The sequence below is a fragment of the Actinocatenispora sera genome (assembly GCF_018324685.1).
GTDB lineage: Bacteria > Actinomycetota > Actinomycetes > Mycobacteriales > Micromonosporaceae > Actinocatenispora > Actinocatenispora sera.
Genome location: NZ_AP023354.1, coordinates 4,899,799 through 4,921,685, shown reverse-complemented (window position 1 = coordinate 4,921,685; position 21,887 = coordinate 4,899,799). Strand labels below are relative to the sequence as shown.

General features: G+C 74.3%; 20 protein-coding genes and 1 pseudogene. 18 read left to right on the top strand and 3 right to left on the bottom strand.

Annotated features, from left to right (window positions below; all coding sequences use genetic code 11):
• The 3 genes from Asera_RS23430 to Asera_RS23420 are packed head-to-tail and all read left to right on the top strand — an operon-like array spanning nucleotide 1 to nucleotide 2,746.
• On the top strand, nucleotides 1–1,176 hold the full coding sequence (locus Asera_RS23430; RefSeq protein WP_051802504.1) for a sensor histidine kinase: 1,176 nt from the start codon (nucleotides 1–3) through the stop codon (nucleotides 1,174–1,176).
• Nucleotides 1,177–1,203: 27 nt separating this feature from the next.
• Nucleotides 1,204–1,866 (top strand): response regulator, encoded by a 663-nt coding sequence (locus Asera_RS23425; RefSeq protein ID WP_030447352.1) that lies wholly within the window; start codon nucleotides 1,204–1,206, stop codon nucleotides 1,864–1,866.
• A gap of 46 nt (nucleotides 1,867–1,912) precedes the next feature.
• Nucleotides 1,913–2,746 carry a sugar nucleotide-binding protein gene (locus Asera_RS23420; RefSeq protein ID WP_030447351.1) on the top strand — a complete coding sequence of 278 codons (834 nt, stop codon included), beginning with the start codon at nucleotides 1,913–1,915 and terminating at the stop codon, nucleotides 2,744–2,746.
• Nucleotides 2,747–2,775: 29 nt separating this feature from the next.
• Here Asera_RS23420 and Asera_RS23415 read toward each other — a convergent pair whose 3' ends face one another.
• From Asera_RS23415 to Asera_RS23405, 3 genes are all read right to left on the bottom strand, one after another.
• Nucleotides 2,776–3,330 carry a hypothetical protein gene (locus Asera_RS23415; RefSeq protein WP_051802503.1) on the bottom strand — a complete coding sequence of 185 codons (555 nt, stop codon included), beginning with the start codon at nucleotides 3,328–3,330 and terminating at the stop codon, nucleotides 2,776–2,778.
• Between the two features lie 71 nt (nucleotides 3,331–3,401).
• On the bottom strand, nucleotides 3,402–4,226 hold the full coding sequence (locus Asera_RS23410; RefSeq protein ID WP_030447349.1) for a sulfotransferase family protein: 825 nt from the start codon (nucleotides 4,224–4,226) through the stop codon (nucleotides 3,402–3,404).
• 117 nt (nucleotides 4,227–4,343) lie between these two features.
• Nucleotides 4,344–4,907, bottom strand: a complete 564-nt coding sequence (locus tag Asera_RS23405) for a TetR/AcrR family transcriptional regulator (RefSeq protein WP_030447348.1) — start codon at nucleotides 4,905–4,907, stop codon at nucleotides 4,344–4,346.
• A gap of 57 nt (nucleotides 4,908–4,964) precedes the next feature.
• On the opposite strand from Asera_RS23405, the gene Asera_RS23400 reads away from it, so the two are divergent.
• From Asera_RS23400 to aroB, 15 genes and pseudogenes are all read left to right on the top strand, one after another.
• Complete coding sequence (locus Asera_RS23400; RefSeq protein ID WP_030447347.1) at nucleotides 4,965–6,026, top strand: FAD-dependent monooxygenase; 1,062 nt, start codon at nucleotides 4,965–4,967, stop codon at nucleotides 6,024–6,026.
• A gap of 215 nt (nucleotides 6,027–6,241) precedes the next feature.
• Nucleotides 6,242–7,246 carry a dihydroxyacetone kinase subunit DhaK gene (gene dhaK / locus Asera_RS23395; protein ID WP_030447346.1) on the top strand — a complete coding sequence of 335 codons (1,005 nt, stop codon included), beginning with the start codon at nucleotides 6,242–6,244 and terminating at the stop codon, nucleotides 7,244–7,246.
• Nucleotide 7,247: 1 nt separating this feature from the next.
• Nucleotides 7,248–7,880 (top strand): dihydroxyacetone kinase subunit DhaL, encoded by a 633-nt coding sequence (dhaL, locus tag Asera_RS23390; RefSeq protein WP_051802502.1) that lies wholly within the window; start codon nucleotides 7,248–7,250, stop codon nucleotides 7,878–7,880.
• Entirely contained in the window at nucleotides 7,877–10,177 is a 2,301-nt protein-coding gene (dhaM, locus tag Asera_RS23385; protein WP_051802501.1) for a dihydroxyacetone kinase phosphoryl donor subunit DhaM, read from the top strand. Before dhaL ends, dhaM begins: the two co-directional genes overlap by 4 nt.
• 104 nt (nucleotides 10,178–10,281) lie before the next feature.
• On the top strand, nucleotides 10,282–11,910 hold the full coding sequence (locus Asera_RS23380; protein WP_084131940.1) for a replication-associated recombination protein A: 1,629 nt from the start codon (nucleotides 10,282–10,284) through the stop codon (nucleotides 11,908–11,910).
• A gap of 78 nt (nucleotides 11,911–11,988) precedes the next feature.
• Complete coding sequence (locus Asera_RS23375; RefSeq protein ID WP_084131937.1) at nucleotides 11,989–12,561, top strand: DUF948 domain-containing protein; 573 nt, start codon at nucleotides 11,989–11,991, stop codon at nucleotides 12,559–12,561.
• Nucleotides 12,561–12,782 (top strand): annotated as a pseudogene (locus tag Asera_RS23370) (hypothetical protein); the annotation flags it as partial. The gene Asera_RS23375 and the pseudogene Asera_RS23370, both read left to right, overlap by 1 nt.
• A 74-nt stretch (nucleotides 12,783–12,856) precedes the next feature.
• Nucleotides 12,857–15,544, top strand: coding sequence for an alanine--tRNA ligase (gene alaS / locus Asera_RS23365; protein ID WP_030447340.1), 2,688 nt, complete (start codon nucleotides 12,857–12,859; stop codon nucleotides 15,542–15,544).
• An 81-nt stretch (nucleotides 15,545–15,625) separates the two neighbouring features.
• Nucleotides 15,626–16,108 (top strand): Holliday junction resolvase RuvX, encoded by a 483-nt coding sequence (gene ruvX, locus Asera_RS23360; protein WP_030447339.1) that lies wholly within the window; start codon nucleotides 15,626–15,628, stop codon nucleotides 16,106–16,108.
• Nucleotides 16,101–17,273 (top strand): endolytic transglycosylase MltG, encoded by a 1,173-nt coding sequence (gene mltG / locus Asera_RS23355; protein WP_030447338.1) that lies wholly within the window; start codon nucleotides 16,101–16,103, stop codon nucleotides 17,271–17,273. The genes ruvX and mltG overlap by 8 nt, the downstream gene beginning before the upstream one ends.
• Nucleotides 17,270–18,103: a shikimate dehydrogenase gene (locus tag Asera_RS23350; protein WP_244843999.1), complete on the top strand. Its 834-nt coding sequence runs from the start codon at nucleotides 17,270–17,272 to the stop codon at nucleotides 18,101–18,103. The genes mltG and Asera_RS23350 overlap by 4 nt, the downstream gene beginning before the upstream one ends.
• A 10-nt stretch (nucleotides 18,104–18,113) precedes the next feature.
• A complete protein-coding gene (locus tag Asera_RS23345) occupies nucleotides 18,114–18,794 on the top strand; it encodes a prepilin peptidase (protein ID WP_084131935.1) in 681 nt (226 codons plus the stop codon).
• Between the two features lie 211 nt (nucleotides 18,795–19,005).
• On the top strand, nucleotides 19,006–20,184 hold the full coding sequence (gene aroC, locus Asera_RS23340; RefSeq protein WP_030447335.1) for a chorismate synthase: 1,179 nt from the start codon (nucleotides 19,006–19,008) through the stop codon (nucleotides 20,182–20,184).
• Between the two features lie 44 nt (nucleotides 20,185–20,228).
• The gene (locus Asera_RS23335) at nucleotides 20,229–20,768 is read left to right on the top strand and encodes a shikimate kinase (RefSeq protein WP_030447334.1); all 540 of its coding nucleotides are present in this window, start codon (nucleotides 20,229–20,231) and stop codon (nucleotides 20,766–20,768) included.
• Nucleotides 20,765–21,859 (top strand): 3-dehydroquinate synthase, encoded by a 1,095-nt coding sequence (gene aroB, locus Asera_RS23330; protein ID WP_030447333.1) that lies wholly within the window; start codon nucleotides 20,765–20,767, stop codon nucleotides 21,857–21,859. The genes Asera_RS23335 and aroB overlap by 4 nt, the downstream gene beginning before the upstream one ends.
• The last annotated feature ends 28 nt before the right edge of the window (nucleotides 21,860–21,887 follow it).

Sequence of the window (21,887 nt, the reverse complement as noted above, 5' to 3'; positions counted from 1 at the left end):
GTGACCGACAGCGGCCGGTACGACGACGGGGTGCTGTTGCCGGGTCGCCCGACGAGCCCGGCCCGGATCGCGTTCCGCGTCGCCGCGCTGGCCTCCTGGATCCTGGTCTCGCTGCTCGGTGTGCCGGCCGAGCACCGCCCGGTGACCAGCGTGCTGGTCGCGGTGGCCGGTGCCGTGGTGATCGTGACCGCGACCGTGTTCCGCCGCCGGCGCTGGTGGCTGTCGGTCCTCGGCGTCGAGCTGTTCGCCGCGACCGGGCTGGCCCTCACCGCGATCGGGCCCAGCTGGGTCGGCTGGGCGCCGGTGGTCTTCGCGCTGTTCTGGTCGGTGGTCCGGCTGCCCGGCCGGCTCGCGCTGATCACCGCGGTCGCGTTGATGGTCGCGATGGTCGCCGTCGGCTGGTTCGCCCTCGGCCCCGCCGCGGTCGTCGGACAGCTCAGCACCTGCATGGGTGTCGCGGTGCTGGCCTACTCGATCCGCAGCGCCCGGCAGCGCGCGCTCGACGCCGAGCGGCTGCTCGCCTCCGAACGGGCCGCCCGCGAGGCGACCGAACGGGCCGGCGTGCTCGCCGAACGCCAGCGGCTGGCGCGGGAGATCCACGACATCCTGGCGCACACGCTGTCGGCGCAGGTGGTGCAGTTGGAGGGGACCCGGATGCTGCTGCGCCACGGTGCCGACCCCGATGCGGTGCTGGCCCGGGTCGAGCAGGCGCAGCGGCTGGCCCGGGACGGCCTGGACGAGACCCGCCGCGCGCTGGACTCGCTGCGCGGCCGGTCCCGGCCGCTGGACGAGACGCTGCCGGCGCTCGCCGCCGACGCGGGCGCCGGGTACACCAGCGAGGGCGACTCGCGTGACCTGGGGCCGGAGGCGTCCCTGGCCATCGTGCGCACCGTGCAGGAGGCGCTGACCAACGTGCGCAAGCACGCCCGCGGCGCCGCCACGACGGTACGGCTGCGCTACGGCCCGGACGCCACCACCGTCGAGATCGTCGACGCCGGCGGGCCCGGACCCGTCGACGCCGGCGGGGCCGAGCCGGCCGTAGTGTCTCTTGCCGGCACCGGCGGCGGGTACGGTCTTGCCGGAATGCGGGAGCGCGCCGAACTGCTGGGCGGTGCGCTGTGGGCGGGGCCGCTCGCGGACGGCGGGTTCCGGGTCCGGCTGCGCATTCCGGCCTGATCGAGGGGTCCTGATCGAGGGGGTGCGGTGGACGGGCGGCCGATCCGGGTCGTGGTGGCAGACGACCAGCGGGTGGTACGCGAGGGCATCGAGCTGATGCTGTCACTCACCGACGGGGTCGAGGTGGTCGCCAGCGCCGCCGACGGCGAGCAGGCGGTGGCCGCGGTCGCCCGGTACGACCCGGATGTGGTGCTGATGGACCTGCGGATGCCGCGCTGCGACGGGGTGGAGGCGACTCGGCTGGTACGCCGGGACCATCCGCGCTCCCAGGTCGTCGTGCTCACCACGTTCGCCGACGACGAGTCGGTCCTGGCCGCGCTGCACGCCGGTGCCCGCGGCTACCTGACCAAGGACGCCGGCGCCGACGAGGTGGCCCGGGCGGTACGGCGGGTCGCCGCCGGCCAGGCCGACCTCGACCCGGACGTGCAGCGCCGGCTGCTGGAGCTGCTGCCGGCGCACCGGCCCGTACCGCCCGGTCCGGCGGGACCGGTACCGGACGGCCTGACCGAGCGCGAGGTCGAGGTGCTGTCGCTGATCGCCGCCGGCCTGTCCAACACCGAGATCGCGCAGACCTTGGTGGTCAGCGAGGCGACGGTCAAGACGCACGTCAACCACCTCTTCGCCAAGACCGGCGTGCGCGACCGAGCCCAGGCCGTCGCCTACGCCTACCGCCACGGCCTCGCCGGCTGACCGGCGGCCGCGAGTTCACGCTGTCGGTCGCCGATAGCATGCCGCCATGACGCGGACAATCCTGGTTACCGGAGCGAGCGGACACCTGGGCCGGCGGGTGGCGGCCCGATCGGTCGCCGAGGGATGGACGGTGGTCGGGACCTTCCACACCGCTCAGCCGGAGCTGCCCGGTGTCGGCTGGCGCCGGTTGGACCTGCGGGACCGGGCGATGGTCGAGGGACTGCTCACCGAACTCGCCCCGGACGTGGTGGTGCACGCGGCCGCCGGCCGCGACCGCGACGACTGGGCGGTCATCGCCGAGGGGGCCGGTGCTGTCGCGGCCGCCGCGGCCGCCGTGGGAGCACGGCTGGTGCACGTGTCCAGCGACGCCGTTCTGTCCGGCGCGAACCCGCCCTACGACGAGACGGCTCTGCCCGACCCGGTCACCCGGTACGGCGCCGCGAAAGCCGCCGCCGAGACGGCGGTCCGTACGGTCGCGCCGGGCGCGGTGATCGCGCGGGTGTCGCTGATCCTCGGCGACGGCGACAGCAAACACGAGCGGCTCGTCCACGCGCTGCACGCGGGAGAAGACGGTGCGTTGTTCACCGATCGGTACCGGATGCCTTCCCACGCCGCGGATCTGGCCGCCGCGCTGCTGGAGCTGGCCGGTACGGGTCATGCCGGGGTGGTGAACCTGGCCGGCTCGGACCGGGTCAGCTATCACGAGCTCGGGTGTCTGATCGCCGAGCGCGACGGGCTGGATCCGGCCCGTCTCCCGGCCGCCCGGGCGCAGGATCGCGGCGTGGTGCTGTCGGCGGACACCCGTCTGGACACCACGCTGGCCACCGAACTGCTGACCACCAGGGTGCGTGGGGTGCGCGAGCTGTTCGGCCAGCGATGACGTTGGGGTGCAACGGATCCCAGTGGAGGTCAGCGGACCGGGGGTAGGCCGCGGCGGTGGGTCAGGCTGGCCGCGGCGGTGCCGCGCACGATGGCGGTGATGGCGATGCCGCCGATCAGGTTGATGATCACGGTCGGCAGCACCGTGAGGTAGCCGCCCTCGCGGGTGTGCACGCCGAGCGGGATCAGCACCAGGATCGCGGTGCACAGTGCGCCGATCCAGCCGAAGTAGAACAGCGGTCGCGGCGTGCCGACCAGCAGCAGGTGCATCACCGCTGTGGCGAGCAGCGCGGCGACCGCGCCGGAGAACGCGTAGGCGAGCATCGACGGGGCGAACGGGTCGCCGCCGGGCTTGACGCCGAGCACGCTCTGGCCGAGCACGTTGCCGACGATCAGGAATCCGACCACTGCGAGCAGCGCGGCGATCACCGCGGTCACCACGCCGCCGGTCCACAGCCGGGTCGCCGAGAACGACGGCTCCCGCCGCGGCCGGGCCGCCTCCGGCTCTCCGTAGCCGCGGGTGTCGGCAGCCTCGTCGGCCGTCGGCCGGGGCGGTTCTGGGGTTGCCGAGCCGTACCAGGTCACGTGCCACCTCCGCGGGAGGACCGGATGTCTCGTCCATCATCGGTCATCCGGGGCGCGGCCGCATCCGGCGGTCAGTCGGACTCCGCGTACCCCCAGGCGGCACAGAACGGGCGGAACTCGTCCGGGACGTCGTCGGGGACCGGCCGGGCCGGTTGCAGCCGACCCGAGTTGATCTTTTCGCTCCAGTCGCCGAGGCCGCGCCGGAAGCGCGTGTGCCCGTTGTCGCCGTAGTCCAGCATCGAGGCTTCCCACTCGACGCCGATGAACTCGCACAGCCGGCGCGTCTCCTCCTCGGGCCGTTCGGTGAGGTCCTCGTACCGCACGTCGATGCCGGTCAGCTGTTCGCGCGCCTCCTGCAGCGACGTCAGGTACCGCAGGATGTCGGCGATGCCCTCCTCCCGGGACAGGTGGGGGCGGGCCTCACGCCAGGACGCGAGGATCGACGCGGGGTGGCGCAGCAGGAACAGGAAGCGCGCGTCCGGCCAGATGTCGACCAGTCGCTTGATCCGGAACACCTGGTTGGGTGTCTTCTCGACCAGGATCTTCTTGCCGCTGCGGCGCAGCGCCTCGTCCAGTAGCCGGTCCCACAGCAGGGCGGTCAGCTCGTTGTTGTCGAAGCCCAGGTCGCTCATCGCGTGCTCGGCGAACCAGCCCTTGGCCTTCGCCTCGATGTCGCCCAGGTGCAGCTCGTGCGGCGCGTACAGCTGCGAGTGGCTGTCCAGGATGACGCGTAACAGGGTGGAGCCGGAGCGCACCGAGGACAGCAGAAACACCGGCTGCCGCAGCAGCCGCTCGGCGCGGATGACCGGGCGCCGGCGACGCGGGCCGCGGACCCGAACCAGCTCGAAACCGGTGGTGCGTCCCAGTGCCGTGTTGATCTTCTGTTTAACCTTCATCGAGCCGCAGGGTAAGGAGAGAGTTTAAGAATTTGCTGAGCTGTAACCAAGCTACAGCCATGATTTACCTCACAACGGGCAACCCGGTCGTATCGATCGCCCGTCCGGGTGTCCCCGTCAGGAGACGTCGGCGCGCAGACCTCGCAGCAGCGCGACGAACATCGGCGCCGTCGGCGGCGCGTCGTGCGGGTTGGCCAGCCGCAGCATCAGTACGCCGTCGATGAGGGCCAGCAGTGCGCGCAGGTCGCGTTCCGGCCGGGTCGAGCCGAGCGCGGCGAGCCACCCACCGCCCCAGGTCAGCAGGTCGCGCTGCGCGGCGTCGATGCGTCGCTGCAGCTCGGGCCGGAACGCCGCCTCGTGGAAGATCGCCTGCCGGGCGAGCGTCAGCATCCGCTGCGGCCCGGTCAGCTCCTCGATCAGCCCGGCGAGCAGCGCCGCGAACGTGCCGACGTCGCGCGGCATGCCCGCGGTGGTCAGTTGCTGCCAGCCCGCCGTCTCGCGTTCCAGCAGCCGGTCCAGCACGCCGGCCAGCAGCGCGTCGCGGGTGCGGAACACGTTCGAGGTGGAACCCAGCGGCAGGCCGGCGGCGGCGTCCACGGCCCGGTGGGTCAGCCGCCGGGAGCCGCCGGCGCCGAGCACGTCGATCGCCGCGTCGCAGATCCGCTGTCGCCTCTCGGTCACCACGACCGGACACTACAGCAGTAGTCTCGGCAACTACATCTGTAGTACGGTCGGGGCATGGTGAGAACGGCAGCCGTCGTCGGAGGCGGCATCGGAGGGTTGACCGCAGCGATCGCACTGCGGCGGGCCGGCTGGCAGGTCACCGGGTACGAGCGGGCCGAGGAACTGCCCGCCACCGGTACCGCGCTGGGCATCTGGCCCGCCGCGTTGCGTGCGCTGGAGCGGATCGGCGTGGACGCGCGGGCGGTGGGCCGGCCGCAACCGTCCGGTGCGTTGCTGCGGCCGGACGGCAGGCCGCTCGCCGAGATCGACATGGACGCGCTCACCGCGCGGGTCGGCGAGCCGGTCCGGCTGATCACCCGTCCGGTGCTGCTGCGGCTGCTGTTCGATGCGCTCCCCTCCGGAACCGTACGGCTGGGCGCGCCGGTGGCCGACCTCACGGCGCTGCGGGCGGAGTACGACCTGGTGGTCGGCGCCGACGGGGTGCACAGCACGGTGCGTACCGCCGCGTTCGGTCCCCGGTACGCGCCGCGCCCGGTCGGCACCCTCGCCTGGCGCGGCTCGGTACCGCTGCGGCTGCCGTCGGGCGCCGAGGTGTGGGGGAGCGGGGCGAAGTTCGGCTACACCCCGCAGCACGACGGCCGGACCAACTTCTACGCGGTCTCGCGCGCCCCGGCCGGCTGGCGGCCGGCCGACGACCTGGCCGAGTTGAAGCGGCTGTTCGGCGGGTGGGCCGAGCCGATACCGACCATCCTCGCCGGAATCGACCCGGCGGGGCTGCTGCGCCACGACATCGTCGACCTGCGCCCGCCCCTCCCGTCGTACGTGGCGGGCCGCGTGGTGCTGCTCGGCGACGCAGCACATGCCATGACGCCCGATCTCGGCCAGGGCGGCTGCCAGGCGATCGTGGACGCGGTGACCCTCGCGGACTGCCTCGCGGAGGGCGTGGACGCGGCGACCGGGCTCGCCGCGTACGACCGGCTCCGGCGGCGGCGCACCCAGCGCATCGTGCGGATGTCCCGGCTGGCCGGCCGGCTCGGGCAGGTGCATCACCTGGTCTGGCTGCGCGACGCCGCGCTGCGGCTGGCGGTCCGCTCCGGCCCGCCGGCGGCGGGCTGAGTGCTCCGGCCACCCGGCTCGGCGGTGGTGCGACCGCGGACCGGGCCGGCGCCTGCCGCGCCCGGGCCCTTCGTCATCAGTTCAGTTACCTAGGAAGCAATGCGGGGTGTGCCGCAGCGCACGGCCACCCGGCGCGGCGGACACCACGCGCCGATCCGGACGTCCGGGGCTGGAATGATGGGCGGCCACGGATGAGGCGACAGGCAGGTGGGCCGATGAAGAGGCTGTACAACTCGCCCGGCACGGTGGTGTCCGAAGCGCTGGAGGGGATCGCGCTGACCCATCCCGAACTGCTGCGGCTGGCCCACGACCCGACGTACGTGGCGCGGGTCGACGCACCGGTCGCCGGCCGGGTCGCGCTGGTCTCCGGCGGCGGGTCCGGCCACGAGCCGATGCACGTCGGCTTCGTCGGCCCCGGCATGCTGTCGGCCGCCTGCCCGGGGGAGGTGTTCACCTCGCCCACCGCCGACCAGGTCGAGGCCGCGGTACGGGCGGTCGACGCCGGCGCCGGCACCGTGCTGGTGGTGAAGAACTACTCCGGCGACGTGATGAACTTCGAGATGGCCGCCGAGCTGCTCGCCGCCGACGGCGTCGACACCGAGACCGTCCTGGTCGCCGACGACGTGGCGGTCGAGGACTCCACGTACACCAGCGGGCGGCGCGGCGTCGGCGCGACGGTACTGGTGGAGAAGGTCTGCGGGGCCGCCGCGGCGCGGGGCGACTCGCTGGCGCAGGTCGCGGAGCTGGGCCGGCGGGTGTGCGCGCGCAGCCGTTCGCTCGGGTTCGCGCTGACCGCCGGTACGGTGCCCGCGACCGGTCGACGCAGCTTCGAGCTGCCCGACGACGAGATCGAGTTCGGCGTGGGCATCCACGGCGAGCCGGGGCGCGAGCGCCGGCCGATGGAGCCGGTCGATGCGCTGGTGGACCGGGCGATGGCGGCGATCTGCGCCGACTTCGATCCGGCCGTACTGACCGGTGAGGTGCTGCTGTTCGTCACCGGGCTCGGCTCGGCCACGCCGCTGGAGTGCTCGATCGTGGCCCGCCGGGCGGTGCAGGAGCTCGACCGGCGTGGGCTGCGGGTGGCCCGCAACCTCGTCGGGTCGTACATGACGTCGCTGGACATGCTCGGCGTGTCGCTGACGGTACTGGTGCTCGACGAACAGCTCGTCGAGTTGTGGGACGCGCCGGTGCACACCGCGGCGCTGCGATGGGGGGCGTGACATGGCCGAACGGCTTTCCGCGACCGACGTGGCCGCGGTGTTCCACGGGTTCGCGCAGGCGGTCGAACGCGACCGGGACCTGCTGACCGAGCTGGACACGGCGGTGGGCGACGGCGACCACGGGACGAACCTCGACCGCGGCATGCGCGCGGCGACCGAGGCGCTCGACGCCGCCCCGCCGGACACTCCCGGCGCGGTGTTCAACCTGGTCGGCCGGCGGCTGGTCAGTACCGTCGGCGGCGCGTCCGGCGCGCTGTACGGCACGGCGTTCCTGCGGGCCGCCAAGGCGGCCGGGGCGGCGTCGACGCTGGACGCGGCCGGGTTCGCCGCGGTGGTCCGGGACGCCACCACCGGTATCGCCGAGCGCGGCAAGTGCGCCGCCGGGGACAAGACGATGTACGACGTGTGGACCGCGGCGAGTGCCGCCGCCGACGCCGCGGTGGCCGACGGGCTGCCCGCGGTGCTGTCCGCGGCGTCGACCGCGGCCGGCGGCGCCGAGCAGGAGATGGTGCCGTGGCAGGCCCGGCGCGGCCGGGCGAGCTACCTGGGCGAGCGCAGCCAGGGCCACCGGGATCCCGGCGCGGTCTCCAGCCGGTTGCTGTTCGACTGCTTCGCGGCCTGGGCGGCCACGTGATCGGACTGGTCCTCGTCTCGCACAGCACGGCGCTCGCCACGGGCCTGGCCGAGCTGGTGGGGCAGATGGCGCCGGCGGTACCGGTGGTGCCGGCCGGCGGCGACGTCGACGGCGGCCTGGGTACCAGCGCGGACCGGGTCGCCGATGCGATGTCGGCGGCCGACCGGGGTGCCGGCGTCGTCGTCCTGTACGACCTGGGCAGCGCCCGGATGGCCGCCGAGCTGGCGTTGGAGTTCGCCGAGCCGGAGCTCGCCGACCGGACCCGGCTGGTGGACGCGTCGTTCGTGGAGGGTGCGGTCGCGGCCGGCGCCGCCGCGGCCGGCGGACAGTCGCTGGACCAGGTGGTCGCGGCCGCCGGGCAGACCACCGCCGCGGAGTCCGCCGGGCGCTCGGCGATCGATGACGCTGTGCCGGCTGTGGCCACCGACAGCGCCGCGACGAATGCCGCCGCCGGTACGACCGGCGAGGCGGCGGTCACCGAGCGGGTGGTGTTGACCGACCCGGCCGGGCTGCACGCGCGGCCCGCGGCGGCGGTGGTGCGGGCGCTGGCCGGGCTGGACGCGACGGTCACCGTCGCGGCCGGCGCGGCGGAGGCGTCTGCGGCCAGCCTCTCCGCGCTGCTGCGGCTCGCCGCCCCGGTGGGTACCGAGGTGCTGGTCGCCGGGTCCGGCCCGGACGCGGCGCTCGCGGTACCGCGGGTGGTGGCGGCTCTGTCGTCGGCGACCGGTGCGGTGGGGCCGGCGGAGGCGGTCGCGACCAGGCCGGGTGCGGTCGGTGCGGCGCCGGGTCGCCGGTCGGGCCCGCTGCATCGCCCGGGCGCCGCCGGGATCGAGCCGCCGGCAGAGACGTTCGCCGGTGCGGCGACCGAGCGGGGCCGGTTGGCCGGCGCGCTCCGGCAGGCCGGTGAGCAGCTCGTCGGTGGCGGCGACATCACCGAAGCGCATCGGGTCCTGCTGGCCGATCCGGAGCTGACGGGCGCGGCCGACGAGCTGATCGCCACCGGGGTGCCGGCGGCCACGGCCTGGTGGCGGGTGGTGCGCCGGACCGCCGAGCAGCTGGCGGCCAGCGGCGACGCGGTGATCGCCGGCCGGGCGGTGGACGTGGTCGACGTGGGCCAGCGGGTGCTGGGCGCGCTGCTCGGCCGCCCGGTGCGCCCCGAGGTACCGGCCGGTGCGGTGCTGCTGGCCGACGATCTGGCGCCGTCGCTGGTGCCGGAGTTGGTCGAGGCGGGCGTGGTCGGCTTCGTGCTGCGTGCCGGTGGGGTGCGCGGGCATGCCGCGGTGCTGGCCCGGGCGACCGGGGTGCCGATGGTGGTGGCGGCCGGCGACACCCTGGACGCGGTACCGGACGGCACACCGGTTCTGGTCGACGGCGATACCGGCGAGGTGGTGGTGGCGCCGGACGAGCCGGCCGCCGAGGTGGCGCCGCTGGTCCGGACCGTGCCGCGTACCGCCCGGATCCGCCGGGCCGACGGCGGCGAGCTGCGGCTGTCGGCGAACGTGGGGTCGGAGGCCGACGCCCGGGCAGCGGTGGCGGCGGGCGCTGCCGGCGTGGGGTTGGTGCGTACCGAGCTCGCGTTCACCGGCCGGTCGGCGCTGCCGGACGAGGACGAGCAGGTGTCGTGGCTGTCGGCGGTGCTGGCGGCCTGCCCGGACGGCCCGGTGGTGGTGCGCACCGTCGATCTGGGCGGCGACAAGCCGGTACCGGGGCTGCGGCTGGATCCGGTGCGGCACGGGTTCCTGGGCGAGCGCGGGCTGCGGCTGTGCCTGGCCCGGCCGGCCCTGTTCGCTACCCACCTGCGGGCGGTGCTGCGGGCGGCGGCGGTGCGGCCGATCGAGCTGATGTTCCCGTTCGTGACCGAGCCGGCCGAGCTGGCTGCGGCCCGGGCGGCGCTGCGGTCGGCGGCGGCGAGCCTGCGCGCCGACCGGACCCCGCACGCCGAGCCCACCGCGGTGGGGATCATGGTCGAGATCCCGACCGCGGCGCTGCGGCCGGCGCCGTTCCTGCCCGACGTGGACTTCGTCTCGGTCGGCAGCAACGACCTGGTGCAGTACCTGACCGCGGCGGATCGGACGGTGCCCGAGGTGGCGGCGGTGTACCGGGCGGGTGAGGCGCTGGTGCCCGAGCTGGTGGCGGGTCTGGTCGCCGCGGCCGCGCCGGTCGGCGTGCCGGTGGCGGTGTGCGGCGATCTGGCCGGCGACCCGGAGTACGCGGCGCTGCTGCAGGCTGCGGGTGTCGCCGAGCTGAGCATGGCCGCACCGCTGCTGGCCGGCGTCCGCGCCGCCCTGGCCGACTGACGGTCGCCGCCGGCGCCCCGATCGGCCGTGCCGGCCGGCGCGGTAGCGGGGGAGGCGGCGCGCGCTCGTTCGGGGTTGTCGGTGGGCCCGGGTAGGGTCGCCGTGTGGAATCGGCCGGCCTTTTCGATCTTGACCCGGTGGCCGCTCCGGTGCGGCCCGACCTGGCGGGGTCCGACCCGGCGGTGTCGTCGGCGGACGCGCCGCTGGCGGTGCGGATGCGTCCGCGAGACATCGATGAGCTGGTCGGGCAGGACCACCTGCGCGCGGCGGGTGCGCCGCTGCGCCGGTTGGTGGAGGGTGACGCGCCGCTGTCGGTGATTCTGTGGGGTCCGCCGGGCAGCGGCAAGACCACGATCGCACACCTGGTGGCGGCGGCGACCAACCGACGCTTCGTGGCGCTGTCGGCGCTGTCGTCGGGGGTCAAGGAGGTGCGGGAGGTCATCGCGACCGCTCGCGCGGCGCGCCGTCGCGGCGGTGACCCCACCGTGCTGTTCATCGACGAGGTGCACCGCTTCACCAAGACCCAGCAGGATTCCCTGCTCGCCGCGGTGGAGGACCGCACCGTCACGCTGCTTGCCGCCACCACCGAGAATCCCTACTTTTCCGTCGTTTCTCCGCTGCTGTCGCGGTGCGTGCTGCTCACCCTGCAGCAGCTCGGGTCCGACTCGGTGCGGCAGCTGGTGCGCCGGGCGGTCACCGACGAGCGGGGTCTGGCCGGCCGGGTCCGGCTCGCGCCGGACGCGGAGGACCACCTGGTCCGGCTGTCCGGCGGGGACGCCCGCAAGGCGCTCACCGCGCTGGAGGCGGCCGCCGGCTCGGCCCTGGCCACCCACGCCGGGCCGGCCCCGGACGGCGCAGACGGACCCGCCGACGGGGCGGACGGCGCCGGGGCGGACGGCGACGGGGCGGACGGCGCCGGTACCGGCCGGGACAGGGCCGAGCCGGACAGGGCCGAGCCGGACGGCGCCGGCGGCGTCGAGCCGGTGGAGATCGACCTGGCCACGGCCGAGGCGGCGGTGGACACCGCCGCGGTGCGCTACGACCGGGACGGCGACGGGCACTACGACATCTCGTCCGCCCTGATCAAGAGCCTGCGCGGGTCGGACGTGGACGCCGCGCTGCACTGGTTCGCCCGGATGATCGTGGCGGGCGAGGACCCGCGGTTCATCGCCCGCCGATTGATCATCTTCGCCAGCGAGGACGTCGGGATGGCCGATCCGCAGGCGCTTCCGGTGGCGGTCGCCGCGGCCGAGGCGCTGGACCGGGTCGGGCTGCCGGAGGCGAAGCTCAACCTCGGCCAGGCGGTGGTGCACCTGGCGACCGCGCCGAAGTCGAACTCGGTGACCGCCGCGGTCGGCGCCGCGATCGCCGACGTCCAGGCGGGGCGCACGGGGCTGGTGCCGCGGGCGCTGCGCGACGCGCACTACTCCGGTGCCCGCGGGCTCGGCCACGGCACCGGCTACCGCTACCCGCACGACGATCCGCGCGGGGTGGTCACCCAGCAGTACCCGCCGGACGAGGCGGCCGGGCGCGACTACTACACGCCGTCCCGGCACGGCGCGGAGCGGGCGGTGGCCGACCGGCTGCCGAAGATCCGGCAGATCGTCCGCGGCACCGCGTCGCCGCCCGGCGGCGGGTCGTTGAGCGAGGTGCGGGCGCCCGACGCCAAGGCGGCCGGCGCCGACTCGCCCAACCCGGACGCCAATCCCGATACCGGCGGCGCCGGGCGGTAGGGTCTGTTCGTCGCAGGCGCCGGGGCGAACGCCGCCGGGTCGACCCGGTCCGGCGAGAATCGCAACGAGGGGGAACAGGTGTCCGGGACCGAACTCGCGGCGCTGATCGCGGCGCTGGCGTTTCTGCTGCTGGTCGGCGCGTTGCTGGTGCCGATACTGAAACTGCGACGCACCGTGGACGCCGCCACCCGGGCGCTGACCGAGCTGGCCGACCGCAGCGGCCCGATCCTGTCCGACGCGCAGCGCACCCTGGACGGCATGGGGTCGGCGATCGAGCAGGTGCACACCTCGCTGGACGGGGTGAACGCGCAGTTGGCCCGGTTGGACGTGATCAGCGGTCACCTGGCGCAGGTGTCCGGCAACGTGGCCGAGGTGTCCACGATCGTCACCGGCGCCACCCGCAGCCCGCTGGTCAAGGCCGCCGCCTTCGGGTACGGCGTGCGCAAGACCACCGCGGCCCGTCGTGCCGGGCAACCCCGGTCGGCTGCCGGCCGGCAGGCCGGCCGTGGCAGGCTGGTGAGGCAGCGGAGTTCCGGTGCGGCGGCGGTCGGCCGTGGGCTGATCAAGGCGTCGGCGGGTCGCGGGTTGTTCCGACGGGTGAGCGGCAAGCGGGCTGCCGTCGGTGCGGGAGTCGGGGAAAGGGACGTGTGATGCGGCGACTGTTCTGGCTGGGGTTGGGCGTCGCGGTCGGTGTCGTGGCCGTGCGCAAGATCAGTCAGACCGCGCAGGCGTACTCGCCGCAGGGTGTCGCCGCATCGCTGCAGTCCTCGGCGGTGGGTGCGCTGGACGAGGTCCGGTCGTTCGTGTCCGACGTGCGAGCTTCCATGGCCGAGCGCGAAGAGCAGATCCTCGACGCCGTCGCGGCGGGCCAGGATCGCAGCGCCCGGCCGCACGACTGACCCGACACCCGGCAGCAGCGCACACGAAAGCGAGCAGGCGAAACCCCATGCGTACCGCGGAGATCAAGCGTCGGTTCCTGGCGCACTTCGAGAACAACGACCACACGGTGGTGCCGAGCGCGCCGCTGCCGTTCGAGGATCCGAACCTGCTGTTCGTCAACGCCGGCATGGTGCAGTTCAAGCCGTACCTGCTGGGCCAGGTGACGCCGCCGTTCCCGCGCGCGGTCAGCGTGCAGAAGTGCGTGCGTACCCCGGACATCGACGAGGTCGGCAAGACCTCCCGGCACGGCACGTTCTTCCAGATGAACGGCAATTTCTCGTTCGGCGACTACTTCAAGGAAGGCGCCGTCAAGCTGGCCTGGGAGCTGTTGACCGGCTCGGTCGCCGACGGCGGGCTGGGGCTGGACGGCGACAAGCTGTGGCCGACCGTCTACGTCGACGACGACGAGGCGTACGAGATCTGGCGGCGGGTGGCCGGGGTGCCGGCCGAGCGCATCCAGCGCAGGGGCAAGAAGGACAACTTCTGGTCGATGGGCGTCCCCGGCCCGTGCGGCCCGTGCTCGGAGATCTTCGTCGACCGCGGCCCGGAGTACGGCGCGGAGGGCGGCCCGACCGTCGACGAGGACCGCTACGTCGAGCTGTGGAACCTGGTGTTCATGCAGTACGAGCGGGGTCCGGGGGTCGGCAAGGAGAACTTCGAGATCCTGGGTGACCTGCCGGCGAAGAACATCGACACCGGGATGGGCCTGGAGCGGGTCGCCGCCTACCTGCAGGGCGTCGACAACCTGTACGAGATCGACGAGGTGTGGCCGATCCTGGACCGCGCCGCGGAGCTGACCGGCAAGCGCTACGGCGTGTCGACGAGCCACATCGCGGCCCAGTCGCATCCCGACGACGTGCGGCTGCGGGTGGTCGCCGACCACGTGCGCACCGGGCTGATGCTCATCGGTGACGGGGTGACCCCGTCCAACGAGGGCCGCGGGTACGTGCTGCGCCGGATCCTGCGCCGGGCGGTGCGGGCGGTCCGGCTGCTGGGGTTCGAGCAGCCGGCGATGCCGGAGCTGCTGCCGGTGGCGCGCGACTGCATGGCCCCGTCGTACCCGGAGCTGGCGGCGGACTTCGACCGCATCTCGCAGTACGCGTACGGCGAGGAGGAGGCGTTCCTTGCGACGCTGAAGTCCGGTACCACGATCCTGGACACCGCGATCGCCGACACGAAGAAGACCGGCGGCTCCACGTTGTCGGGCGCGCAGGCGTTCGCGCTGCACGACACGTACGGGTTCCCGATCGACCTGACCCTGGAGATCGCCGCCGAGCAGGGCCTGTCGGTCGACGAGGACGGCTTCCGCCGGCTGATGAGCGAGCAGCGCACCCGGGCCAAGGCCGACGCGCAGGCCCGCAAGACCGGCCACGCCGACACCTCCGCCTACCGTGCGGTGCTGGACGCCGGCGGCGCGGTCGAGTTCACCGGGTACGCGGAGGTGTCGCGCGAGTCCACGGTGCGTGCGGTGCTGGCCGGCGGTGCGCCGCTGGCCGGCGCCGGCGAGGGCGACGAGGTCGAGCTGGTGCTCGACACCACCCCGTTCTACGCCGAGGGCGGTGGCCAGCAGGCCGACTGGGGCCGCATCCAACTCGGCGGCGGCGAGGTCGAGGTCTACGACGTGCAGCAGCCGGTACCGGGGCTGGTCGTGCACCGGGCGAAGGTGCTGCGCGGCGAGGTGCGTACCGGCGAGACCGGGTTCGCCGAGATCGACATCCGGCGGCGCCGGGCGATCTCCCGGTCGCACACCGCCACGCACCTGGTGCACCAGACGATCCGCAACTTCCTCGGCGAGTCGGCCACGCAGGCCGGTTCGCTGAACGCGCCGGGCCGGCTGCGGTTCGACTTCAACACCCCCGGCGCGGTGCCGGCCAGCGTCCTCAACGATGTCGAGCAGCAGGTCAACGAGGTACTGATGGCAGACCTCGAGGTGCACGCGTTCGTCACCTCGATGGCCGAGGCGCGCAAGCTCGGCGCGATGGCGCTGTTCGGCGAGAAGTACGGCGACGAGGTGCGGGTCGTGGAGGTCGGCGACTACGCCCGCGAGCTGTGCGGCGGTACCCACGCGGCCCGATCCGGCCAGCTCGGGGTGGTGAAGATCCTGCACGAGGCGTCGGTCGGTGCCGGTGTGCGCCGGGTCGAGGCGCTGGTGGGCATCGACGCGTTCAACTTCCTGGCCCGCGAGCACCTGCTGGTCTCGCAGCTGGCCGACACGTTCCGGGCCAAGCCGGAGGAGGTCGGCGACCGGGTCGCGCAGACGATCTCGCAGCTGCGCGACGCGGAGAAGGAACTGGAGAAGCTGCGGGCGCAGATGGTGCTGGCGAACGCCGGTGGCCTCGCGTCGGGCGCCGAGGACGTGCGCGGCGTGGCGCTGGTCGCCACCGAGGCGCCTGGTGGCGCGTCCAGCGGCGACGTGCGCACCCTGGTCCAGGAGATCCGTGGCCGGTTGTCCGCCGGCCGGGCCGGGGTGGTTGTGGTGTCCGCGGCCAACGGCGGCAAGGCGTCGCTGGTGGTGGCGGTCAACAAGGCGGCCCGCGAGCAGGGCCTGTCGGCGAAGGATCTGGTGAAGTCGGCGCTGTCCGGGCGCGGCGGCGGCAACGACGACCTGGCCCAGGGTGGCGGAGTGCCGGCCGAGCAGGCGCCGGCGCTGCTGGCGTCGATCCGGGAGCTGGTCGCCGCGGCGGTTCCCGCCTGAGATGCCGTTCGGCGCCGAGCTGAGCCACCCGGCCGCCCCCGGCCCGGGCCGCGTCGTGGCGGCCGGTTCGGGGGCGGTGTGGTGACCAACGACGATCGTGCCGGGTTCGTCCCGGGGGTGCGGCTCGCGGTGGATGTCGGCACCGTCCGGATCGGCGTGGCCAGCTGCGATCCGGCCGGCCTGCTCGCCTCGCCGGTCGTCACCGTGCTGCGCGATCGGGGCCGGGACGCCGACACTCCCGCCGCGCGGGATCTGGCGGAGCTTGCCGATCTCGTCGAGGAGTATCACCCTGTGGAGGTGGTGGTCGGCCTGCCGGTCACACTCAGTGGCCAGGAAAGCTACGCCGCGCGAGACGTACGGGCCTACGCGGCGCGGTTGGCCGACCGCATCGCGCCGGTACCGATCGTGTTCGCCGACGAGCGGATGTCCACCGCGGTGGCAACCCGTAGGCTGTCCGATCGTGGCGTGCGCGGCAAGCGTCGCCGGGCGGTGGTTGACCAGGCCGCCGCCGTGGAGATCCTGCAGTCGTGGCTCGATGCGCACCGGAGGCGGACGGATGCTTGATGGGCTGGACCTGGGGTACGACGACGACGGCGATGCCGCGATGCGCCCCGGCCGGCACCGGCGACGAAAGTCGGGCCGCGGGAAGTCGCTGTTCGCGCTGGTGCTGGTGGTCGTGCTGCTCGGGGTGCTGGGTGGCGGCGGCTACCTCGGCTACCACGCGCTGCGCGGGTTCCTGGTCGCACCCGACTACTCCGGCTCCGGCCACGGTTCGGTGCAGGTGCAGATCAAGACCGGCGACGGGCTGAGCGACATGGCCAACGCGCTGTACAACAAGGACGTCGTCAAGAGCGCGAAGGCGTTCGTGGACGCGTCCAACAAGAACCCGAACGCGACCGCCATCCAGCCCGGCTGGTACAAGCTGCACAAGCAGATGAAGGCGTCACTCGCGGTCACCGCGCTGCTGGACCTCAAGAACCGGATCGCCACCAAGGTCACCATCCCCGAGGGCCTGACCATGAACGCGACGCTGAGCCGGCTGTCGAAGGGGCTCAAGCTGCCGCTGTCGGACTTCCAGAAGGCGGCGAAGGACCCGGCCGCGCTGGGCATCGACAAGGGCTGGTTCGACCGCGACGACCACAAGCAGGCGGCGAAGAGCGCCGAGGGCTTCCTGTACCCGGACACGTACCTGTTCGACCCGGGTACCAGCGCCAAGGACGCGCTGAGCGAGATGGTCTCCCACTTCATGAAGGCCGCCGCGGACAGCGGGCTGGACAAACCGAAGGGCATCGCGCCGTACGAGGCGCTGATCGTGGCGTCACTGGCGCAGGCCGAGGCGATCAACGCGGACATGCCGAAGGTGACCCGGGTGGTGTACAACCGGCTCGGCGACACCGATCAGCCGTGGCTGCAGAAGCTGCAGTTCGACTCGACGACGAACTACTGGCTGGACCTGAAGGGCAAGGGCGCGAAGGATTCCAGCCAGCTGACCTACGCCGAACTGCACGACAAGAACAACCCGTACTCCACCCACACCCACGCCGGGCTGCCGCCGGGGCCGATCGACAACCCGGGCGCGACGGCGATGAAGGCCGCGGCGCACCCCGCCGACGGCAAGTGGTTGTACTTCGTCCGGATCGACAAGTCGGGCAAGTCGGCATTCGCCGACAACTACGACCAGCAGAAGGCCAACGAGGAGAAGGCCAGGGAGAACGGCGCCGCGGGGTGAGCGCCGCGGACGTCCGCATCCGGCACCGGGCCGCGGTGCTGGGCAGCCCGGTCGAGCACTCGCTGTCACCGGTGCTCCACAATGCCGGCTATGCCGCGGCCGGGCTGGCCGACTGGCGCTACGCCGCGTACCGGGTCGAGGCCGACGAGCTCGCCGGCTTCGTCGCCGGGCTCGGACCCGAGTGGGCCGGCCTGTCGCTGACCATGCCGCTCAAGCAGGCCGCGTTGAGCGTGGCCGACGAGGTGACCGACACCGCGCGGCTGCTGGGCGCGGCCAACACGCTGGTCCTGGCCGGTGGCAGGCGCCGGGCCGACAACACCGACGCGCCCGGGCTGGTCGACGCGCTCGCCCGGGCCGGTACCGCGGCCGCCGAGCGGGTCACGATCCTCGGCGCCGGCGGCACCGCCCGGGCCGGCCTGTACGCCGCGGCGACCCTCGGCGCCGCCGCGGTCACCGTCTACGCCCGCCGACCGGCCGCGGTCGCTGACCTGCGGCCGGTTGCCGACGCGCTGGGGCTGACGCTGAGGCACGCCGGGTTCGCCGACCCGGAGCCGGCCGGGCGCGCCGACGTGGTGGTCTCCACGCTGCCCGCGGGCGCGGCGGACGCGTTCGCGCCGACCGTACGGTGGCGGCGCGACGCTACCGTCTTCGACGTGCTGTACTCGCCGTGGCCGACCGCGCTGGCCGCCGTGGCCACCGCCGCCGGCGCCCGCGTCGTGGGCGGGCTGGACCTGCTGCTCGCCCAGGCCGTCCGCCAGTTCGAGCAGTTCACCGGCGTGCCCGCGCCGGCCGAGGCGATGCGTACGGCGCTGTCGTCCGCGGCCGGCTGAGGCGGCCGGGATGCTCACCGTCTCGCTGGCCGCGCTGGGATGCGCCCTCGCGGGGGCCGCGGTCGGCCCCGCGCTGGCTGCCACCGCGGCTCGGCTGCCCGGGGTCGCCGCCGGCGGCCGGCGCACCGTGGTGGTGTGCGTGCTGACCGCGGTGGCGTTCGGTGGCGTCGCGGTCGGGCTGGTCCCCGACCCGGTCCGCCGGTACGGGCTGCCCGCATTCCTGGTGCTCGCCGCGGCCGGCGTGCTGCTGTGTGTCATCGACGCCGACCTGCGCCGGCTGCCCGACGCGATCACCCTGCCCGCGTACCCGCTGGTCGCGGCGCTGCTTGCGGTGGCCAGTGCGATCGATGGCGGCCCGGGGTGGGCGGAGCTGGCCCGGGCCGCCATCGGCGCTGTCGCCGCCGCCGGGCTGTACCTGCTGCTGTGCCTCGCGCCCGGCTCGCAACTCGGCTTCGGCGATGTGAAGCTCGCCGGGTTGCTCGGGCTCGCGCTCGGCTGGCTGTCCCTCCCGACGCTGGCGGTCGGGGTGGTGCTCGGGTTCGGCTACGGCGGCGGGTACGCGCTGGTGCTGCTCGCCTCCCGCCGGGCCGGGCTGCGTACCCGGATCCCGTTCGGCCCGGCGATGCTGGCCGGTGCGCTGACCGCGGTGCTGGCCGGCGACTGGCTCGCCGCCGGATATCTGGCGTTCTGACCCCGGCACCCGCGCCCAGCACCCTTCGCCCGCCCGTCAAGGACCCTGCGCCCGCCCGCTGCGTCCGTCTCGGCGAGAACGCTTCGCCTGCTTCGCCTGCTTCGCCCGCCTGGGCGAGAACGCTCCGCCCGCTCGTCGCGGCGGCCCGCCCAGCGGGACCGTACGCCTCTGGTCACCGGCGCGACCGCGGTCCGTGACAGACTCTCTGGTTGTGTTGCGTTGGTTGACTGCCGGGGAATCGCACGGGCCCGCGCTGGTCGGCATCCTGGAGGGTGTGCCGGCCGGGGTCGAGCTGACCAGTGCCGAAATCGCGTCCGAGCTGGCCCGCCGCCGCCTGGGGTACGGCCGGGGCGCGCGGATGAAGTTCGAACAGGACGCCGTGGAGGTGATCGGCGGGCTGCGACACGGGCGCACCCTGGGCAGCCCGTTCGCCGTCCGGGTCGGGAACACCGAGTGGCCCAAGTGGCAGCAGGTGATGAGCGCCGACCCGGTGGACGAGGCGGAGCTTGCCGGGCAGGCGCGCAACGCGCCGCTGAGTAGGCCCCGCCCCGGCCATGCCGACCTCGCCGGCATGCAGAAGTACGGGCACACCGACGCCCGGCCGATCCTGGAACGCGCCAGCGCCCGGGAGACCGCCGCCCGGGTGGCCCTGGGTACCGTCGCAAAGGCGCTGCTGGACCAGGCTCTGGAGGTGCGGCTGGTGTCGCACGTGGTGGAGATCGGCGCGGTCGCCGCGCCCGCCGACCGGCTGCCCACCCCGGACGACGCCGCCGCGATCGACGCCGACCCGATGCGGTGCCTGGACGCGGACGCGTCCGCGGCGATGGTGGCCGAGGTCGACGCGGCTCGCAAGGACGCCGACACGCTCGGCGGCATCGTCGAGGTCGTCGCGTACGGGCTGCCCCCGGGCCTGGGCAGCCACGTGCAGTGGGACCGCCGGCTGGATGCCCGGCTGGCCGCCGCGCTGATGTCGATCCAGGCGGTCAAGGGCGTCGAGGTCGGCGACGGGTTCACCCAGGCGCGCAGCCGCGGCTCGGTCGCGCACGACGAGATGGACCCGACCGCCGGCGGGGTGCGCCGGCGCACCAACCGGGCCGGTGGCGTCGAGGGCGGCATGTCGATCGGCGAGCCGCTGCGGGTGCGCGCCGCCCTCAAGCCGATCTCGTCGCTCAACCGGGCGCTGTCCACCGTCGACGTGGCCACCGGCGAGCCGGCCACCGCGATCAACCAGCGCTCCGACGTGTGCGCGGTGCCGGCCGGCGCGGTGGTCGCCGAGGCGATGGTGGCGCTGGTGCTGGCCGACGCCGCGGTGGAGAAGTTCGGCGGCGACTCGGTGGCCGAGCTGCGCCGCAACCTCGACGCCTACCGGAAGGAACTGGTGATCTCGTGACCCCGGTGGATCCCGCACCCGCCGATGCCGACCCGGGCGCCGAGGTGACCGGCGTACCCGGCGTCGACCGGCCGGTGTGCGTGCTGGTCGGCGCGCCCGGCGCGGGCAAGACCACGGTGGGTCGGCTGCTCGCCGCCCGGCTCGGCGTCGAGTTCGCCGACACCGACGAGCAGATCGAACGTACCGCCGGCAAGCCGATCTCCGACATCTTCGTCGACGACGGTGAGGACCACTTCCGGGCGCTGGAGCGGGCCGCGGTCGCCGAGGCGCTCGCCACCCGGCGCGGGGTGCTCGCGCTCGGTGGCGGCGCCGTGCTGGCCGAGTCGACCCGCGAACTGCTGCTCGGCCACCTGGTCGTGTTCCTGTCGGTGGAGTTGCCCGACGCCGCGAAACGGACCGGGCTGTCGGCCGCCCGGCCGCTGCTCGCGATCAACCCCCGCGCGACGATGCGGCAGCTGCTCGCCGAGCGTCGCCCGCTCTACGAGGAGGTCGCCGACGTGGTGGTACCCACCGATCGCATCGACCCCGACCAGGTCACCGAGACGGTCCTGTCCGCACTGGACGACCTGCGGGCGCAGTCGTGACCGCGCCGACCACCCGGATCAAGGTGGCCGGCTCCGCGCCGTACGAGGTGCTCGTCGGCGCCGGCCTGCTCGACGGGCTGCCGGACACCCTGCCCGGCGCCGCGCAGGTCGCGCTGGTGCACGCGCCGCCGCTGTCCGGGCTGGTGGACCGGCTCTGCGAGGTCCTCGCCGCGGCCGGGCGCAAGCCGCTGCGGCTGGAGGTGCCGGACGCCGAGCACGGCAAGAGCGTCGCGGTGGCCGAGCAGTGCTGGGCGCAGCTGGGCCGCGCCGGCTTCACCCGTACCGACGCGGTGGTCGGCGTCGGCGGGGGAGCGGTGACCGACCTGGCCGGCTTCGTCGCCGCCTGCTGGCTGCGCGGGGTGCGCCTGGTGCAGGTACCGACCAGCCTGCTGGGCATGGTCGACGCCGCGATCGGCGGCAAGACCGGGGTGAACACCGCCGCCGGCAAGAACCTCGTCGGCGCGTTCCACCCGCCCGCCGCCGTGCTGTGCGACCTCGCCACCCTGGCGACCCTCGACGCCGAGGAGCTGACCGGCGGCATGGCCGAGGTGGTCAAGTGCGGCTTCATCGCCGACCCGCGGATCCTGGAGCTGATCGAGGCCGACCCCGCCGCGGCGACCGACCCGGCCGGCCCGGTCCTGCGCGAGCTGGTCGAGCGGTCCGTGCGGGTCAAGGCGGACGTGGTTGGCGAGGACCTGCGCGAGTCCGGCCGGCGCATCGTCCTCAACTACGGCCACACCCTCGGCCACGCCATCGAGCGGCACGAGGGGTACCGGTGGCGGCACGGCCACGCGGTCTCGGTCGGCCTGGTGTATGCGGCGCAGCTGGCCCGCCGCCGCGGCCTGCTCGATGCGGCCACCGCCGACCGGCACACCGCGGTGCTGTCCTCGGTGGGGCTGCCCACCCGGTACCGGGCGGATGCGTTCGACGCGCTGCTGCCGGCGATGCGGCTGGACAAGAAGGCGCAGGGGTCGACGCTGCGGTTCGTGCTGCTGGCGGGGCTGGCCGAGCCGACCGTGGTCGCCGACCTGTCCGAGGCCGAGCTGCGCGCCACCTACCTGGACGTCTGCGTACCGGAGGGGGAGCAGTGATCGTGACTCGGCGGGTGCCCAGGCAGGT